General features: G+C 40.2%; 2 protein-coding genes. One reads left to right on the forward strand and one right to left on the reverse strand.

Annotation, left to right across the window (positions count from 1 at the left end; all coding sequences use genetic code 11):
• Window positions 1–407 precede the first annotated feature (407 nt).
• Window positions 408–1,043 carry a hypothetical protein gene (locus B853_RS16360; RefSeq protein WP_038888097.1) on the forward strand — a complete coding sequence of 212 codons (636 nt, stop codon included), beginning with the start codon at window positions 408–410 and terminating at the stop codon, window positions 1,041–1,043.
• Window positions 1,044–1,378: 335 nt separating this feature from the next.
• Here the strand turns inward: B853_RS16360 and B853_RS16365 are convergent.
• On the reverse strand, window positions 1,379–1,588 hold a 210-nt coding region (locus B853_RS16365; RefSeq protein WP_128826948.1), incomplete at its 5' end, for an IS30 family transposase.

Below are 1,588 nucleotides of genomic sequence, written 5' to 3' on the forward strand. Positions count from 1 at the left end.
TTTGTTCCAAGTGGTTTCATTGAGTAGCCGCTTTGAGACTACGCCTGACTTAAATGCATCAAAGCACATAAAGTTTGTTGTTCGCAAAGTTTAGTTCGGCTTAAAATTGTCGCTCGGTGCCTCGCGACTAACAAACTGCTCAAGAGGGATTCGCAACGCGTGGCATTTTTACTATGCGTTGAATTTAGTGATTAAGGTGGTTTGCGGCGGCTTTTGTATTGCGTTGCTCACCCCTTAGCAGGGCGTTAGCTCGATATATCAACACCTTATAGTTAAGGTTCTAGTAAGTAATTGCTGATCCAGTAAATTGCAGTCTCTCGTGAAGTCATACGAAAAAAAGCTAAGTGGATTTGTGTCGTGACTTTTTAGATCGTATCAATCCGGATAAATGCTAAGTAGGAGTTTTTATGAGAGTTCAACAGTCAAAGATTGGGACTGACCCAGTAAAATATTATGCGAGTTTAATTGGAATGGAAAAGCATGAGGCTCGCTTGAAAAAGCAAACCAATGCAATTCCGATCATGACTGGAATTGTCCTCTACAGACAGCTCCCAAAAAATAAGCAATCGCAAATATTAAAGCAAATACTAGGCATAAGTGATAACCAGTTAAAAGCCTCATTGTACGGATTAGTTTCGCAGGTTGTAGCTAATCCATATTGGTTCTCGTGGTCTCTTTCTGACAGTGAGCTTAGGGAGTTCTTTGATACGAATAAAGGGGTGACTGACGCGCTGAAAACCGTAGGGCTAGATATAACAATTCCGTTGACAGTGGCTGGTGTTGCAGCATTTTTATACTCCGCAAATGAAAAAGGGGTCATTGGAGCGTCACAAAAAGCCTCTGAGCAACTCAAAAAAACGGTTACTTCGTCGCCAGTGGCGCAAGTTGGCATGAAAATGGGACTAACAAAACAAGCAGCATCACGAGCATCGGCAATTCTAGTTGTTATGGTTACTGTTATTGCATACCAAACGAGTTCAAATGCAAAAGATGCTCAAAAAGAATTGTTACGCAGAGGTTTGCTAAAAGCGGATGATTTATAATGCTAATCATATTTCTAATACTTGCCTTTTCATTGGCGACAATCCATTTCTCTCACGTGCTTTTCTCTTTGTGCCTATTATCTCCAAGTCAGTTACCTAAAGGTGTAACATTATTACGTTCACTAGCTCTTTGCATAATGGCGGCTTGTGCGCAGTATTATACGCTTTCATTGATCTTAGGTTCTAACTTACCTGCGGTATCAGGTTTAGTTTTAGTAATAACAAATACTTTCTTCTTTATAGGTTTTTACTCTGCTTACAAAGCTAAGTACACCAAAGAAAGTTAGTGCGTGAATATATATCAACTTAGTATCAAGTTTGAAGTGCGACACTTTTTACAGATGCGCATGAATATACTCCGTTGGTGTCCTATACCCAAGTCTTTTGCGTGGGCGCGTATTTAGTTTGTGTGCAATTTCATTGCAGAGCTTCTGTGTCACATGTGACATAGAAGTTCGTTTTGGTAAGTATTGTCGTATCAAGCCATTGGTGTTTTCATTAGTGCCTCGTTCCCATGAGTGGTATGGGTTTGCAAAGTAAACAGA

Source organism: Vibrio rotiferianus CAIM 577 = LMG 21460, assembly GCF_002741985.1.
Classification (GTDB): domain Bacteria; phylum Pseudomonadota; class Gammaproteobacteria; order Enterobacterales; family Vibrionaceae; genus Vibrio; species Vibrio rotiferianus.

Excerpts from the sequence above, each read along its gene's own strand:
- B853_RS16360 (WP_038888097.1), top strand. The coding sequence starts at position 408 with ATGAGAGTTCAACAGTCAAAGATTGGGACTGACCCAGTAAAATATTAT.